Origin of the sequence: Iodobacter fluviatilis (genome assembly GCF_900451195.1) — a bacterium.
Lineage (GTDB): Bacteria > Pseudomonadota > Gammaproteobacteria > Burkholderiales > Chitinibacteraceae > Iodobacter > Iodobacter fluviatilis.
In genome coordinates this window covers 121,570-138,132 of sequence record NZ_UGHR01000003.1, presented here as the reverse complement: position 1 = coordinate 138,132, position 16,563 = coordinate 121,570, and the positions used below count along the sequence as shown (strand labels likewise).

Genomic DNA, 16,563 nt, shown 5'->3' with positions numbered 1-16,563 from the left:
AAATAGGCATCTTGTTAAGTACTGTTACGCAGAACTCCCCAGCAGAGAGCGGGCTGGAATTGCCCATTGTTGGATCACAACTGGGCATTTGGCTGGCCGATCAGATATCGCCGGTAAAAAATGGCTATACCGTTGCGCATTATGCAGAGCTGCAAGGCGCACTGGACGTGGCCTGCTTGCAACGTGCTGTCAGCCTAGGGCTGAGTGAAGCAGATACGCTGCATGCGCGTTTTGGGGAGGGTGATTCCGGCCCCGTGCAATATTTGCCGCTGGCTGTGGACGCAGATTGCCTGCCTGATGCCGAATTCTTAGATTTAAGTGATCAAAACGATGCGAGCGCTGCGGCGCTAGCGCTGATGCGTGCCGATCTTGATCAGGCTCAGGCGGCTGATTCGGGGCAGGCGCTGTACCGGCATATTATTTTTAAGGCGGGCAATGAGCGCTGGTTCTGGTATCAGCGCTATCACCATGTGTGCGTTGACGGCTATAGCTTTAGCGCGCTGACACGGCGGATTGCTGCAATTTATACCGATTTGCAACAAGGCCATGCGGTCAGCGCCACGCCCTTTATCTCTTTTGCCCGCGTGGTGGATGAATATCAGGCCTATCAAAAGTCTGCGCTTTACCAGCGTGACCGCCAGTTCTGGCAGGACTACAGCGCTGATTTAGCTCAGCCGGTTTCTCTGAATGCCCATCATGGCGGCCAGTCTTTTGCCAATGTAAATGCCTTAAAGCAAAGCTTTCAGCTGCAAAGAAGCTCAGGCTTACCGGCTGATGTGAGTGAGCCAGAATTACTGATGGCGGGCATTTTTGCTTATTTATCCAAGATGACCGGCTCGGCAAGGCCGGTATTGGGCATGCCATTTATGCGCCGCATGGGGTCTGCCGCGCTAAATGCCATGGGGCCTGTGGTGAATGTTTTGCCCTTGCAACTGAGAGTGGATACGGGGCTAAGCCTGTGTGAGCTGGCCAAACGCCTAGCTTTGGAGCTGCAGCGGGTACGCAGGCACCAGCGGTATGATGCGGAGCAGGTGCAGAGGGATATGGGAGCCAGCCGCCGCCCCTTGTACGGGCCAGGTCTTAATTTGAAGATTTACGAGCAAAGCCTGCAATTGGGCAGCTTGCAAGCCACGACGCATATTCTGGCTGCAGGCCCGGTTGATGATCTGGAATTCGGTATTGCGCTGGAAGAACAGCAGCTGGTGCTGAGCCTGACAGCTAATCCCGATCGCTATCAGCCTGAAGAGCTGGCATTACATTGTGAACGTTTAAGCGCATTTTTAAATGCCCTGATGGCCAGCCCGCATGCGCCGATTGATACGCTGGCCTTATTGGCCCCTGCCGAAACAGCAAGGCTGGATACATGGTCCGCCGGGCCTCTGGTTGTGCTGCCAGAAATCAACACTGTTATTGAGCTGTTTCAGCAGCAGGCCTTGCAATCTGCCGGGCATAAGGCGCTGGTTTTTGGGGCGGAAACGCTGGATTTCAGCGCGCTGAGCGCTAAAGTAGCCCGCCTTGCCCGCTTGCTGATGCAGCAGGGTATAGGCCGGGGCGATATTGTGGCCATTGCTTTGCCACGCAGTGTGGATTCGGTGGTGTCTGTGCTGGCGGTGTTATCTGCAGGCGCGGCTTATTTGCCGCTTGATCTGGATTACCCCAAAGATCGTCTGGTGATGCTGTGCGATGATGCGCAGCCCGCGTTGCTGCTGGCTTTAAGCGATTGCGATCTGCCTTTGCAGACCCCAGCTTTGTATCTTGATTCGCCGGAATGCATGGCGCAATTGTCTATTTTATCTGCCCAGCCGGTCAGCGATAACGATAGGGCTGCGCCATTAAATAAGGCAGATCCTGCCTACATTATTTATACCTCTGGATCGACCGGCAAGCCCAAGGGCGTGATGGTGAGCCACGGCAGCCTGCTTAATTTGCTGATCTCTCATCAGCACAGCTTTATTGCGGACATGATGCAGCGGCTTGGCGGGCGCAGAGTGCGTGCGGCGCATAGCACCTCGTTCTCTTTTGATGCTTCGTGGGAGCCGCTGTTCTTTTTACTTTTGGGGCATGAGTTACATCTTTGCGATGAAGAATTGCGGCGCGATGCTCAGGCCTTGCTCGAATTTATTCAGGCGCAGCAAATCGATATGCTGGATGTGCCGCCACCTGTATTACAGCAGCTGCTCGCCTGCGGTCTGGCCGCGGCCAGCCATGTGCCTGATCTGATTCTGATTGGTGGCGAGGCGGTGTCTCCGGCGCTGTGGAGTGATCTGCGCCAGCACCCCCGCCTGCATGTTTATAATTTTTATGGCCCCACTGAATACACTATCGATGCCTTAGGTGCTTGCGTGTCGCAGGCAGAGCAGCCGGTCATCGGTCGGCCTGTGGCGAATACCCGGGCCTATGTGCTTAACCATGCCTTGCAAAAAGTGGCACAGGGCGTGGTGGGTGATTTATATCTGGCAGGTGAAGGCATGGCGCTGGGCTATTTGCGCCGACCCGGCCAAACCGCCAGCCGCTTTGTGGCAAATCCTTTTGCAGAAGGGCGGATGTACCGCACGGGGGATTTAGTCCGCTGGCGTAGCGACGGGCTGCTGGAGTTTATCGGCCGGGCCGATTTTCAGATCAAGGTCCGTGGCTTTCGGATTGAGCTGGGAGAAGTAGAACACGCCCTGCTTAAGCTGCCAGGGGTGAAGGGTGCCGTGGTGATTGCTGAGCCGCTTGGGGCCAGCCACCGCCTGATTGCCTACTGCACGGCAGAGCACGATGCGCCGGGCTTAAACCTTGATTTACTGGCTAGGCTGGCCGGGCAGCTGCCCGATTATATGATTCCGGCGGCGTTGATGATCCTGCCTGCTTGGCCCTTGAATGTGAATGGCAAGATCGATAAGCAGGCGCTGCCCAAACCCACTCAGCAAAGCCAGAGCCGCCCGCCTGCCAACGAGGCCGAGCGCTTACTCTGCAATGGCGTAGCTAAGGTGCTGGGGCTGGAAATCCTTGGGCCGGATGATGATTTCTTTCATTTGGGCGGGGATAGTATTTCGGCGATGGCGTTGGGCTCAGAGCTAAGACGCGCAGGCTTTTTACTCAGGCCGCGCGATGTGTTTTCCCAACGCACGCCTGCCAGAATGGCCACTATTTTAGAGCGGCTGAACAGCGCACCCACAGCAGGCAGCGAGGCAACAGGGCGGCTGGGGCGCTTGCCAATAGTGAGCTGGTTTGCTGAGCATTACGGGCTGGACAGATGCTTTGCTCAGGGCGTGCTCTTGCGTATTCCAAAGGAAATTCAGCCCGCTCATTTGCACACCGCACTGCACGCACTGCAACGCAGCCACCCGGTTTTACGCGCCAGGGCGGATGATCAGGGTTTGCTGCTCACGGCCACTTGGGATACAGCGCAGCCAGAGCAGCAGCAATTACTGCCGCAGGATGATTTCTCTGCCGTGATGGATGCCCAGTTTGCAGCGGCCTGCGCCAGCTTAAAACCTTCCGCCGGAAAAATGATGCAGGCGGTGCATTTTGTCGGGGAAGCCGAAAGCTATCTGATGCTGGTACTGCACCATCTGCTGATTGATGGCGTGTCATGGCGAATTCTGCTGGCCGATTTGCAAGAGGCCAGTGAGGCCGCGCTGAATCATACGGCGGCGCTGCTGCTGCGCGAATCGTGCACGGTGCAGGATTGGGCACAGCGGCTGGCGGCGCAAATCCCTGCCCGCCGTGCGGAGCTGGCACTGTGGCAGGCTGCGCTGGCCGGGCCTTCTGTCGGTCGGGTGTTAAATCCTGGCCGGGATACCTATGGCTCAGCAAGCCAGTGCCGTACTTTGCTGGATGCCGGTTTAAGCGCAGCGCTTTTATCTGATTTGCCCGCTGCTTATCAGGCGCAGATTGAAGAGCTGATGCTGCTTGCGGTGTCCTTAGCGTATAGCGAGGTCTTTGCCAGCCCGCGCGTCAGCGTTTCGCTTGAATCTCATGGCCGTCAGCTTGATGATGGCCAAGCAGATTTAAGCCGCACCATAGGCTGGCTGACCAGCGAGTATCCGCTGGCGATTGAGCTGAAACACCTAGATCTGGCGGGTGTAGCAGCAGGAAGCCACGCGGCAGCAGAGGCAGTAAAGGCCATCAAGCGCAGCACCCGTGCGATTGCAGATAAAGGCCTAGGCTACGGCATTTTGCGTTATCTGGATGATGAAAGCGGCCCTGTCCTTGCAAGGCTGGAAGCCGCTAACCGGCCACAGTTCTTATTTAATTATCTGGGGCGTTTTACGGGCGCGGCCGAATTTTGGGCCCCGCAAAGCACGGCAGGATGTTTTGCCGATGCGTTTGCAGTGAATACTGATCCAAGCATGCCTTTGCTCTATGGTTTGGAAGTTAATTTATTTGTAGAAGAAAGCAGCAGCGGCCCGCAACTGGCCCTGAACTGGACATGGGCGACGGCGCTGTTCAGCGAGGCTGAAATAGCCGCCCTGCATCAGCGGTTTACCGCCTATGTGGCAGGCTTGAAGCACTTTGCTCAGGCCCGGCCTTTGCTGGCGCTGGATACGCTGGTGGGGGTGGAAACGCCGGTAAGCGATTCGGCGCTGCACGCATTAAGCCAGCGCTACGGGCCACTGGCGGCGGTTTTACCCGCTTTGCCTTTGCAGGAAGGCTTGCTGTTTCATGCCCGGCTGGGCGATGCAGGCAGCAAATACAACTCGATTACCCGTATTGAGTTGCTTGGCCCGCTGGATACCGAAAGACTGCGCGATGCGCTGGAAGCGGTGCTTGAGCGCCATCCGCAGCTGGCTGCGATGTTTGATGATGAATCAGGCAACGTGCAGCTCTTGCCACTGGTGAGTGGCCGCGGGCGCCGCTGGCCTTGGGTGCAGCAGGATATCAGCCACTTAAGCCAGGCGGAGCAGCAGGCTGAGCTGGCACGATCAGAGCAGCAGGAATTAAATCGTGATTTTGTGATTGGTGGCGCAGATATTTTGCTTAACGCGCTGTTAATCCGCCAAGGCCATCATCAGCACACGCTTTGCTTAACGGCTCATCATCTGGTGGTGGATGGTTGGTCTACGCCGATTCTGCTGGGTGATCTGCTACGTGCCTACGGGGATGGCACTTTAGCCGCCACCCGTGTGGATTATGCAACGGTGGTCAAGCAGCTGGCAGCTCGTCCGCTGGCGGCAACACGGGCCATCTGGACAGAAGTACTGGCTGGGGTGAAACCAACCCTGTTATTTGGCGATAATCCATCGCTTGGCAAGGTGAATACCCTGGAGCTGGTGGTGCCAGATGGGCTGGAGCAAGCCTTAACTGCAAAGGCACGTCAGCAGGGTTTAACGCTTAATTCCATGATGCAGGGAATGTGGGCCGCACTGCTTTCAATCATGAGCGGGCGTAATGATGTGGTGTTTGGCTCGCCTGTATCAGGGCGTTTTAGCCCCGGTGTGGAAGAGCATATTGGTTTATTTAGTAATACCCTGCCCGTGCGCGTGCGGCTAAATCCGCATCAGCCTTTGCTCGCCCAATTAGCTGCCGTGCAGGCTCAGCAGATTCAGCTGCTGGAGCACGATGGCTTGGGCTTGGGTGAAATTCAGCGCTTGGCGGGAGCGCCCACCTTATTCGATACCCTGCTGGTGGTAGAAAACTACCCCGAGCAAGATGAATTGCTGGCGCGGGATTACCACGGTTTGCGGGTAGGAGCGCTGCGAAACCGCGGCTATACCCATTATCCTTTAACCGTTCTGGTGCTGCCAGGCCAGCAATTACGCCTCTTCATCGAATACCGGGATGTGGTGCAGGATGTGGCTCGGTGGGCAGAGCGGATTTTAATGCTGCTGAATCATCTGGCGGAAGATGCTGATCTGCCATGGGCTGCTTTCAAACCGCAGATTCAGGCCGAGCAGGCCTTGATTCAATCCCTGAATGCAACGGATATCCAGCTGCCCGCGCATACCCTGTGCGATTTACTGCAGGCGCAGGCAGAACGCACGCCAGATGCCGTGGCTTTACAGGATGTGAAAAAATCACTCAGCTACCGGCAAATGCGGTTGGAGGTGGCGCAGCTTGCCGGGCATTTGCAAGCCGCAGGCGTGGGTGTGGGCGATATTGTGGCAGTGGCTCTGCCTCGTTCGGCTCATCTCAGCCTTGCTTTAATGGCGGTGCTGGAAGTGGGCGCTGCTTATCTGCCGCTGGATGTGGGCTACCCAGATGAGCGGCTGAGCTATATGGTGGCAGACGCTAAGCCACGTCTAATCATCAGCGACAGCACACAGGCTGCCCGTTTTGCGGGAATGGGGCCGCTGCTGCTGGCAGACCGCCTGCCAGGGCAAGCGCCGCAGCATGCTGCGGTGGCGCTGACGCCAGATCATGCGGCCTATCTTTTATATACATCGGGATCGACAGGCCGTCCCAAGGGGGTGCTGGTTTCGCACCGCGCCATTGTGAATCGCCTAGTCTGGATGCAGCATGAATACGCCCTGCAGGCCGACGATGTGGTGCTGCAAAAAACGCCGTGCAGCTTTGATGTTTCAGTGTGGGAGTTCTTCTGGCCCTTAATGTATGGCGCCAAACTCTTTATGGCGCCGCCTGAAGCGCATAAAGACCCGGAAGAATTACTGGCGCTGATTGCTGAGCAGCAGATTACAACGCTGCATTTTGTGCCTTCAATGCTGGCGGCTTTTATTGCCCAGCCCAATCCCTTATCGCCAGATTGCGCCAGCCTGAGGCGCGTATTTTGCAGCGGAGAAGCACTGCCTCGCGAGCTGGCTGAGCGTTATGCGGCACTGATTGCCGCGCCCCTGCATAATCTTTACGGGCCGACCGAGGCCGCCGTGGATGTGACATACAAGCCTGCGCAGGATAAAGATGCGGGTACTGAGTGCGCAGGCAGCGTGCCGATTGGTCGTCCCGTATGGAATACCCGGCTGCGCGTGCTGGATGCCTATTTGCGTGAAGTGCCGCTGGGTGTGGCAGGTGATTTGTATCTGACGGGTGTGCAGCTGGCAGACGGATATCTGGGGCGGCCGGGCCTGACAGCAGGGCGCTTTGTGGCCGATCCATTTGCAGCGGGCGAGCGGATGTATCGCACAGGAGATGTGGTGCGCTACTTGCCTACGGGCGATGTTGAATATCTTGGCCGCAGCGATGATCAGCTGAAAATTCGTGGTCAGCGCATCGAGCTGGGCGAAATCGAGGCGGCGCTCTTGCAGCAACCGGGCATTGCCCGTGCTGTGGTGCACGCGCGTTTACTGGGAGTGCAGGCGGCAACAACAGGTGCGGATGCCCGTCAGCTGCTGGCCTATGCCATTGCAGAAGACAGCCAGTCACCACCCGATTCCCAGGCCGTGCTTGCGGCGCTGGCGCAAGTGCTTCCCGCTTATATGGTGCCGGTGGCGCTGGTTTATCTGAGCGAATTTCCATTAAGCGCGAATGGCAAGCTTGATCGCAAAGCTTTGCCCGAGCCTGTTTTAAGAGCTCATTCTGCCCGCCGTGCGCCCCGTGCGGGTCTGGAGAGCCAGATTGCAAATGTCTTTGCGCAAATCCTTGGGCAATCTGTACTTTCTGCTGAAGATGACTTCTTTATGCTGGGCGGGCACTCCTTGCTGGCGATGCGTTTAGCGGCCGTTTTGCGCAGTGAATTGAAGCGGCCGGTGTCTGTTGGGCAAATTATGGTGGCGTCCAGCGTGCAAAAGCTGGCCGCGCTGCTGAGCGATGAGCAGCAGGCGAATGACCCTAATAATGCAGGTTTTGGCGAAGTGCTTTATTTGCGGGCTGGCCTCTCTAAGCCGCTTTTCTTTATCCATCCTGCTTCCGGCTTTGCATGGCAATACAGCGGCTTTGCCCGCCAGCTCTCTGGTCAGTGGCCTTTAATTGGCTTGCAGTCGCCAAGGCCGGACGGCGTGATTGCCACTTGCGCCAATATGGATGAAGTGTGCGAGCGGCATCTGGCTAATTTACTGCGCCTACAGCCGCAAGGCCCCTATTACTTACTGGGCTACTCTTTTGGCGGCGCGGTGGCGCATGGGCTGGCGGCAAGGCTGCAAGCTATGGGTGAGCAAGTTGCTTTTCTGGGGCTGTTTGATATGTATCCTCCCGAAGAGCAGGATTGGACCGCGCCTTCGGAAGAGGAAGCCAATACCGAGCTGGACAGGGAGCGCGAGCAATTTATGCTGGCGGCAGAAGAGGGTGCAGATGAATTTATGCTGCGTGAAAAAACCGAAATGTTTGAGCAGATTGTGGCCAACTACGCGGATGCCGTGCGGCTCTTATCCAGTGCACGCTCCCCTCGTTTTGATGGTAAAGCACAGCTGTTTGTAGCCAGCCGCACCCTGCCCGCAGACTGGGATATTCAGGCCCGCTGGGCGGCCTATGTGGAAGAGCTGGAAGTCCACTATCTGGACTGCGCCCACGAGGATATCGTTTCACCGGAATCCCTGACGGTGCTCGGTCCTTTGCTGGATCAGATTCTGACTAAAACTCTGAGCTGAAAAAAAACACCCCGCTGATCACGAAGGCGGGGTGTTTTTTTGTCTCGGTTTAATCAGCGTAAATGTGGCCTGCCACGCGGGATAATCATTGGGGTGTGGCTGACCGGGTCGTCGATAATCAGGCAGGGCAGCCCAAAGACGTTTTCTACCAGCTCGGGTGTCATGATCTGGCGGGGCGTGCCTGTGGCGACAATTTGCCCTTCTTTCATCACGATCAACTGGCTGGCGTAGCGGCAGGCGTGGTTCAGATCGTGTAATACCGCCACTAGGGTGCGGCCTTGCTCATTCAGGGTGCGAAACAGCTCCAGCAGCTCAATCTGGTGGGCAATATCCAGATAGGTGGTGGGCTCATCCAGCAGCAAAATGGAGGTTTGCTGGGCTAGTGCCATCGCCACCCAAACGCGTTGCCTTTGCCCGCCAGAGAGCGCGTCTACATTTTGCCCGGCAAGCTCAGTGATGCCTGTGGCTTGCATGGCGCTGGCTACGGCGTCTTCGTCGCTGCGGCTCCATTGACGCAGCAGGCTTTGATGCGGGTAGCGGCCACGGGCAACGAGATCGGCCACACAAATGCCTTCGGGCGCGGTGGAAGATTGCGGCAGCAGGCCAAGTTGTGTGGCGACAAATTTAGCTGGGTAGCAGTGGATATCTTTGCCATCGAGGCTGATTTGCCCTGTGGAGGGTTTGATTAGCCTTGCTAGGCTACGCAGCAGCGTTGATTTGCCACAGCCATTGGGGCCGATAATGACGGTAAAAGCGCCATCGCTGATCTGTAGATCAAGCTGCTCGCAAATGATGCGCTGCCCGTAGCCCAGCTGCAGATTTTCACCCTTTAAGCGGCTGGCGGCGGGGGCGGTTTGGGTTAGCATTGCGGTCATATGCGTTTTGCTTCACAGAGTAAGAGCCAAATCAGATAAACCCCGCCAATACTCACCGTGATAACGCCTACCGGAAATTGTTGGGGGAAGAATAAATGTTGCGCGGTGATATCCGCCAAGAGCAGCAGCAGCGCGCCCATTAAGGCCGAAAGATACAGCGTTGCCGTGTTGCTTATCCGTTTCACAATCTGCGGTGCAACAAGGGCAATAAAGGCAATGGGCCCGGTGGCGGCGGTGGCTGCGGCAATCAGGGCCACGCCGAGCGCCATTAGCTGTAGTCGGGTGCGCTCGGCAGGGATGCCTAATGCACTGGCGCTATCGTCGCCCATTTCTAATAGCTGCATCCTGCGGCCAAGCAGCAGGGCCAGCAGCATACAGCAGAGGCAAAACGCAGCAGCAGGCAGGCCTTTGGCCCATGACATGCCATTGAGCGATCCGGCTGCCCACAGCGCCACACTCATGGCCGCTTCTAGGCTGCCAGTAATGCTGAGCCAGGTATTAAAGGCCGCCAGCATGGCGCTGACGGCAATCCCAGTAATAATCAGTCTGAAGCCGTGTATGCCTTGCCGCCATGCCAGTAAATATACGAGGAGCGCCGTTAGCAGCCCGCCAATAATGGCACCGGTAGCAATCTGCAGATAGCCGCCGTTTAAAACAATAATGGTAATCAGCGCACCGGTATGTGCGCCTGTGCCAAATCCAATGACATCGGGGCTGCCCAGCGGGTTGCGTACCAGCGATTGAAAGATGGCCCCGCTCATGCCTAATGCTGCGCCAATCACCAGCGCCATAAATACGCGTGGCAGTCGCCATTGGTTGATCACAATCATGGCACGGCTGCTGCCTTCACCTTTGAGTGCGGCAAAGACTTCTGCGTTTGAAAACGATAATGCACCCAGCTTTAAGGCCATCACTCCCAGCAGCAGGCAGGCCAGCGCAAGGATCAAGGCAAGGCGCAGCCCGGCAAAATTGAGGCGGAGGCTGATGGCTCCATCCGGCCTGCCAATGAGGATAGTGCGGCGCGCCATCATGTGCGCACCTGCTTGCGGGCCAGCCAGATCAGCATTGGAGCCCCCACAAAGGCGGTAACAATTGATACTCGCAGCTCGCCGGGCACCAGCAGTCGGCCCACCATATCGGCACCGAGCAGCAAAATGGGGGCAAGTAAAATAGTCAGTGGCAAGATCCGCCGCTGATCAGGGCCAACCAACCAGCGCGCCACCTGCGGGATCATCAAGCCGACAAAACCAATTGGCCCTGCAATGGCCGTGGTGGCACCTGTGAGCAGGGTAATGGCCAAAATACTGAAGGCCTGCGTGATCCAGGGCCGGGTACCCAGTGTTATAGATAATTCTGCGCCCATGCTGAGCGCATTCAGAGGCCTTGCTAATAAGAGTGCTAATACGCTGCCAGTGATCATGGCAGGTAAGATCATCAGTACCAGATTCAGATTGCGTACATCCAGAGTACCTGCATTCCAGTAGCGGATACGATCAAAGGCCATGGGGTTAAACAGTACCAGCCCCGAAGAAATACCGTGCATGACCGCGCCAATCGCCACGCCAGCCAGAATAAAGCGGCTGGGGTCTAGCCGGCCGACACCCCAGACACCAATGAAATACACCAGAAGTGTAGTAATTAATGCGCCCGCGCAGGCAAAGCCAACAAAGGAGGCAGGCTGCTGGATATTAAATAGCGCGACGGCAAGCACCACTGCAAAGCTGGCCCCGGCGTTCACCCCAAGCAAGCCGGGATCTGCCAGTGGATTACGCGTCAGTGCCTGGATCAGCGCACCGGCGAGGCCCAGTGCGGCTCCGGCAAACAGGCCAAGCAGCGTTCTGGGCAGCCTGCTCTCCAGCACAATAATGCTGTCTGGATGTTGGGCTGTGCCAAAAAAGCTGTCGTAAACCACAGCCAGCGGGATGGGTTTGGCCCCCATGGTCAGGCTAAGCACCACAAAAATGCAGAGCAAGATAAACGCTAAGGCATATCGGGAGCGGGTTTTTAGCAGGGGAAGAGGCGCGGGCGTAGCAGAATTAAGCATTAAATGAGAATGTTAATCATATTCATTTTGATGCTTGATGATACCATAGCCGTCAAGCTGGTGACAGATTTCGCCTTGCGGTGCTCCCGATTCTTTCTCTTTTTTGGATTTCTTATGAGTAAACCCGGATCGTCCATTTTTGTTGATTTCAGTCTGCTTAAAAATAATTCAAACTTTCGGTCTGTTTTTATAGCGCGTTTAATTTCTGTGCTGTCACTAGGCATGCTTACCGTGGCAGTGCCGGTGCAAATCCATGCGCTGACCGGCTCGGCATTGCATGTAGGGATGGCGGTGGCATTAGATGGTGTAGGGATGTTTGTAGGGCTGATGTGTGGCGGTGTGCTGGCCGATCGCTACGACAGGCGCAAGCTGATCCTGATGGCCCGCAGTCTGTGCGGTATTGGCTTTTTAGTGCTGGCTTTGAACAGCTTTATTTCAGCTCCCTCGCTGCTGGCACTCTATCTGGTTGCGGTTTGGGATGGGTTTTTTGGGGCACTGGGAATCACGGCCCTGATGGCGAGTATTCCGGCGCTGGTTGGGCGTGAAAATCTACCGGCGGCAGGCGCATTAAGCATGCTGACCGTTCGTTTGGGGGCGATTTTGTCCCCGGCCCTTGCTGGTGTGGTGATTGCTTCGGCAGGGGTGAGCTGGAACTACCTGCTGGCAGGGCTTGGCACTTTGTGCACATTAATTCCTTTGCTGCGTTTGCCTTCCATGAAAGCGGCTGCGGGCCAGCCTCAGCATCCCTTGCGTGCTTTGGCCGATGGTGTGCGCTTTTTGCAGCAAAGCCCTGTGGTTGGGGCTGTGGTAGTGATGGGCACTTTGCAAACATTATTAAGCTCGGTGCGGGTGATGTTTCCGGTGCTGGCTCTGGCTGTGTATGGCGGTGGTGCTTTTGAAGTGGGCCTGATGTATTCGGCGGTGCCGCTGGGCGCGATGACGGGTGCATTTACCAGTGGCTGGGTGGCGCGGGTACAGCGGCCTGGCTTGTTACTGATTACTGCGGTGATTGCTGCTGCGCTGGCGATTATTGTGTTTGGCCTGATGACTCACCTGCCATCGGGCCTGGTGGCGCTTGTTGTTTTTGGTTATCTGGGCTCGATCAGCTCTTTATTGCAGTTCACCTTAGTGCAGCAGCACACGCCGGATCATTTGCTGGGGCGGATAAACAGCCTGTGGAGTGCTCAGGATGTGGTGGGGGATTCAGCAGGGGCTTTGGGGCTGGGGGCTTTGGCCCGTGCATTTGCGCCACTGCTGGCGGTGTGCTCTTTTGCGGGTGGCGTTGCGCTGGCCGGGGCCATGCTGGGGCTTGGGTTTAGTGGATTGCGGCGCTTGCAGAATCCCCCGCCAGAGGCTGAGCCACCACTGCTAGATGCGGTATCTGAGGCGGCTCATTAAAGCAATGTTTGCCTGGCTGCCTGAATACGTCAGCCAGGCTGCTGTTTACTTAAAGTGCTGCTCAACCCGCTTCAGCATATTGCTGGCGCTGTAGTAATCCATGCGAAAAGTATCTAGGCCTACGGCATAAACGCGATTGCCGGATATGGCCAGATTTTGTTGCAGAAACTTATTATTTTTGACTTTGGCTACGGTTGAATCATCTGCGGTAAACAGCAGCATGGTTTTGCCCTGCAGCCCTGCAGAGAATTTTTCACCTGTCAGCTGGGTGAAGTCCTTGCGTATGCCCATGCTGGTATCGCCTTTGGCTGCATCCGGAATAGTCGCAAGCGTAAAGCCTAGGTCCAGCAATAGCCGCCCTTGTGCGGAGTTTGCAGTCCAGACATTGGCGCCAGAGTTATCTTCGTAGTAAACCATAGCGTTTACGGGCTGGGGCGGGAGATGGATTTTTTGTTTTGTGGCACTGAGCTTGCTGCTGAAGTCTTTGATTGCGGCTGCTGCATCTTGCTCGTGCCCGGTAATGGCCCCCAGCTGGGTGGCAATGGCTTGCCAGTCTTTATCGTCATAATGAATGATCACGGTTGGGGCAATCTGGCTGAGCTGATCATAAATTTTACGGGCAGAATCGCCGCCGGTTGCAGACACAATAATCAGATCAGGATTGGCTGCAGCAATCGTTTCGGCATTGGGCTCGCCATGGTAAAGCGGCTCTACTTTGCGCTCTTTTGCAATATGCGCCCATTGGCGGAAAAACCCCTGCTCATCTGAGGTTACGGTGTTCACCGCGCCAGTGCCGCTACCAACTACAGGGGCATTAATGGTGAGTAGCGTGCCGGTAAGCGTCACACTGGTGGATACAATCCGCTGAGGCGGGGCCTTGATAGTGAGCTTGCCCTGAGGCGTGTCGAAAGTGCGTGGCCAGCCGCTGGTCTGCGTTTCGGCTGCGGTTGTTTTTGAGCCGGAATCGCAGCCTGCAAGCAGGGCCGCGCCAATAAGCATAAAGGCCAGAAGGCCGTGTTTTGTATTCACAGAATGACTCACTTGTGTGGTTTTTGCTGGCGGCAGGGGAAAGAGCCTGTAAATGGAGCTGGCGCTTACAGCCTTGTTAATTATTTTAATACGAATAATAATTATTCGTATTAAAATATTGATTCAGATGGCCTGAAATGTGTCTTGTGCCATCAAAAAACAACAAGGAAAGCCCTCTTATGCAAGATCAGCTTTATCGTGGAAAAGTCGCCATCGTGACCGGAGCCGCTCAGGGGATTGGTGCGGCCGTTGTGCAGGCTTTAAGCCGCCAGGGTGCGATCGTTGCAGCACTGGATATTCAGGCTGAGCGCTTACAGGCAGTGGCTTTGCAATATCGACTTGAAGGCCTGGCGGTGCATGCTTATTCTGTGGATATGCGCAGCAGCAGCCGGATTAGCGAGGTGGTTGGGCAGATTGAAGCTGAGCTGGGGCCTGTTGCTGTGCTGGTGAATGCCGCAGGCATATTGCATATGTCGGCCATCAGCACGATGAGTGATGAAGATTGGGAAAACACCTTTGCGGTGAATACGCATGGCCCTTTCTATTTATCCAGAGCCGTCGCGCAATGTATGATCCCGCGCCGCAGCGGCGCGATTGTTACGGTAGGATCAAATGCGGCTGAAGTGCCACGGCTGCAAATGGCGGCCTATGCCGCATCTAAAGCAGCGGTGGGGCATTTTACCAAGTGCCTAGGGCTGGAGCTGGCTGAATACGGCATACGTTGTAATATTGTCTCCCCCGGCTCTACTGATACGGCCATGCAGCGCCAGCTTTGGCAGGATGAAAGCGATGTGCAAAAAGTGATAGCGGGCTCTTTGCCTGGCTATCGCACGGGTATTCCGCTGGGGCGGATTGCGGATGCGGAGGATATTGCCGCATCGGTGCTCTTTTTACTCTCGCCCGGTGCCCGCCATATCACCATGCATAATTTGTGTGTGGATGGCGGGGCGACGCTGGGTATTTAACCGGAAAAATATGTGCTGAAGATCTGGCGTGTCTATCTGGATGATGCGGGCTGGCTGAGCGAGCTAGGGCTGGCTGCGCTGGATCAGCAGGAGTATCAGCGCTGGCAGAGCCTGCGCAGAGCGCTTGATGCGAACCGTTATGCGGCTGCACATATTGCTTTACGCGCTGTTCTGGCCAGTGAGCTGGACTGTTTACCGGCCGATATCTGCTATCAGCATAATTCATGGTGTAAGCCATTTTTGCATCATGGCCCGGCATTTTCATTAAGCCACAGCGGGGGGATTGCGCTGATTGCCTTGCAGCCCCAAGGGCCTTTGGGAATAGATATCGAGCTGCAAAATAATGACACTGATCCGGATTGGTTTAGCGATTTCCAAAGCCCTGCAGAGCTGCGGAAAATGACTCAGTCCTTAAGCGCTGCACAGGCCTTAAAGCTGTGGGTGCGCAAAGAAGCGGTGCTCAAGGCATTTGGGCGGGGTTTGCATTTACCCATGTCGCAAGTGGTGCTGCCGCAGGGGGACAAGCAGTGCATGCGGGCAATGATTCATTGCGATGGTGAAAACACCCTTTGGCATCTTTATGATTTGGATGTGGGTACAGAGGCTTTGGCGGCCTTAGTCAGCCGCCGCAGCTATACAGCTCAGGAATTACTGGTGAAGGATTGGCCTCTTAGCTCAGGCCGCTCTCCCTGATGACTTGAGCAAGGCATTCAGGGCAAAAGCAATCACCCGATGAGCCGGATGGCGATAACACCGGCGGGAAATCCATGCACCAGCATCCCCCATTCTGCCCGCCGCTACCACAGCCGAATTCTGAGCCGCAGCGCTGACATTGCTTGTTTTTTACAATTAAAGGCAGGGCAAGCAAGCGTTGCCAGATGATGGTTTTTTCTGCATCTGTTGCTGCAGACCAGAGGCGAATCTCGTCCAATGTACGGCGGCAACCCGTGCAGGTTTGAGCGTCGTCCAGTTTGCACTGGCCAATGCATGGCGAGGGAATAGGGGTTTCAGACATGATCAGATCAGGCGGGCAAATGACGATTTTACCAGCCAAGCTCTGATCTTCAGCAAAATCCTTTTTTATTGCTCTAAGTCGAAATACACATTCTTGAGCTGATGCGCTTCGCTTTCAGACAGATCGGCCAAAAAATGCAGTGCATTTTCTGCGGCAACCAAGGGCGGCGGTGGGGTGTTGGAGGTTTTTTCTTCAAACTGAATCACGCCTGCCATTTTCCACTCACCGTCAATTCGCTTGAGCTGATAGCTGGTGCAATATTCCCAAGGGCTGCCATCGGTGAGCAGTACCCGCCAGCGCAGCCTGGCAGTGGCCAGCGTGGGCGTAATTTTCAGCATGCTGACGATGGTGTAGCGTGCGTTGTGAAAGCCCTGATTTTTATACCAGTCGAATAATATGCATGTAGTGTGATAGAGCTCTTCTAGCTTGGGCCAGTCGGTTTTTTCCCCATTGATTAAGGAAAAAAACGGCAGGCAAAACATATCCGTTACGCCATCTACATCCAGCTTTGCGTAGACTTTGGAAAAAACCTCAAAGAATACTTCCAGATCTTCTGTTTCATCCATGCTGCACCAAGACTTAGTCCCATCAAGATTATTAATGCCAATGGTATAGGGAAAGTATTGCAATGAAAACAAGAAAGTAAGTAGAAAGCCTTACTGTGGCTTTCTGGATAATATCCCGCTTTAATGACCATGGATTGGGCCCGCAGTGCACTATAAACGGGCCCGCAGAGGTGGCTGAAAGACCGGTTTTTACCGGGTGGCTTACA

The 16,563-nt window shown here is 55.6% G+C and carries 10 protein-coding genes; 4 read left to right on the top strand and 6 right to left on the bottom strand.

Annotation, left to right across the window (positions count from 1 at the left end; genetic code table 11):
- The first annotated feature begins 11 nt into the window (after positions 1 to 11).
- A complete protein-coding gene (locus tag DYD62_RS15970) occupies positions 12 to 8,465 on the top strand; it encodes a non-ribosomal peptide synthetase (protein ID WP_115228431.1) in 8,454 nt (2,817 codons plus the stop codon).
- Between the two features lie 53 nt (positions 8,466 to 8,518).
- On the opposite strand, the gene DYD62_RS15965 is transcribed toward DYD62_RS15970, so the two are convergent.
- The 3 genes from DYD62_RS15965 to fepD are packed head-to-tail and all read right to left on the bottom strand — an operon-like array spanning position 8,519 to position 11,384.
- Entirely contained in the window at positions 8,519 to 9,340 is an 822-nt protein-coding gene (locus DYD62_RS15965) for an ABC transporter ATP-binding protein (RefSeq protein WP_115228430.1), read from the bottom strand.
- On the bottom strand, positions 9,337 to 10,371 hold the full coding sequence (gene fepG, locus DYD62_RS15960) for an iron-enterobactin ABC transporter permease (protein WP_233702958.1): 1,035 nt from the start codon (positions 10,369 to 10,371) through the stop codon (positions 9,337 to 9,339). Before fepG ends, DYD62_RS15965 begins: the two co-directional genes overlap by 4 nt.
- A complete protein-coding gene (gene fepD / locus DYD62_RS15955) occupies positions 10,368 to 11,384 on the bottom strand; it encodes a Fe(3+)-siderophore ABC transporter permease (protein WP_115228429.1) in 1,017 nt (338 codons plus the stop codon). Before fepD ends, fepG begins: the two co-directional genes overlap by 4 nt.
- Before the next feature lie 114 nt (positions 11,385 to 11,498).
- Between fepD and entS the strand changes: the two genes are divergently transcribed.
- Positions 11,499 to 12,782 carry an enterobactin transporter EntS gene (gene entS, locus DYD62_RS15950; RefSeq protein WP_115228909.1) on the top strand — a complete coding sequence of 428 codons (1,284 nt, stop codon included), beginning with the start codon at positions 11,499 to 11,501 and terminating at the stop codon, positions 12,780 to 12,782.
- 45 nt (positions 12,783 to 12,827) lie between these two features.
- Here the strand turns inward: entS and fepB are convergent, their stop codons facing one another.
- Entirely contained in the window at positions 12,828 to 13,811 is a 984-nt protein-coding gene (gene fepB, locus DYD62_RS15945; protein ID WP_233702957.1) for a Fe2+-enterobactin ABC transporter substrate-binding protein, read from the bottom strand.
- A 179-nt stretch (positions 13,812 to 13,990) separates the two neighbouring features.
- Between fepB and DYD62_RS15940 the strand changes: the two genes are divergently transcribed.
- A complete protein-coding gene (locus tag DYD62_RS15940; protein WP_115228428.1) occupies positions 13,991 to 14,776 on the top strand; it encodes a 2,3-dihydro-2,3-dihydroxybenzoate dehydrogenase in 786 nt (261 codons plus the stop codon).
- 12 nt (positions 14,777 to 14,788) lie between these two features.
- Positions 14,789 to 15,469 carry a 4'-phosphopantetheinyl transferase family protein gene (locus DYD62_RS15935; protein WP_115228427.1) on the top strand — a complete coding sequence of 227 codons (681 nt, stop codon included), beginning with the start codon at positions 14,789 to 14,791 and terminating at the stop codon, positions 15,467 to 15,469.
- Here DYD62_RS15935 and DYD62_RS15930 read toward each other — a convergent pair.
- A complete protein-coding gene (locus tag DYD62_RS15930) occupies positions 15,447 to 15,791 on the bottom strand; it encodes a DUF1289 domain-containing protein (RefSeq protein WP_172476518.1) in 345 nt (114 codons plus the stop codon). The genes DYD62_RS15935 and DYD62_RS15930 overlap by 23 nt on opposite strands.
- Positions 15,792 to 15,856: 65 nt before the next feature.
- On the bottom strand, positions 15,857 to 16,357 hold the full coding sequence (locus DYD62_RS15925; RefSeq protein ID WP_115228426.1) for a DUF6841 family protein: 501 nt from the start codon (positions 16,355 to 16,357) through the stop codon (positions 15,857 to 15,859).
- Between the last annotated feature and the right edge of the window lie 206 nt (positions 16,358 to 16,563).

Excerpts from the sequence above, each read along its gene's own strand:
- DYD62_RS15965 (WP_115228430.1), bottom strand. The coding sequence starts at position 9,340 with ATGACCGCAATGCTAACCCAAACCGCCCCCGCCGCCAGCCGCTTAAAG.
- fepG (WP_233702958.1), bottom strand. The coding sequence starts at position 10,371 with ATGATGGCGCGCCGCACTATCCTCATTGGCAGGCCGGATGGAGCCATC.
- fepD (WP_115228429.1), bottom strand. The coding sequence starts at position 11,384 with ATGCTTAATTCTGCTACGCCCGCGCCTCTTCCCCTGCTAAAAACCCGC.
- entS (WP_115228909.1), top strand. The coding sequence starts at position 11,499 with ATGAGTAAACCCGGATCGTCCATTTTTGTTGATTTCAGTCTGCTTAAA.
- DYD62_RS15940 (WP_115228428.1), top strand. The coding sequence starts at position 13,991 with ATGCAAGATCAGCTTTATCGTGGAAAAGTCGCCATCGTGACCGGAGCC.
- DYD62_RS15930 (WP_172476518.1), bottom strand. The coding sequence starts at position 15,791 with ATGTCTGAAACCCCTATTCCCTCGCCATGCATTGGCCAGTGCAAACTG.
- DYD62_RS15925 (WP_115228426.1), bottom strand. The coding sequence starts at position 16,357 with ATGGATGAAACAGAAGATCTGGAAGTATTCTTTGAGGTTTTTTCCAAA.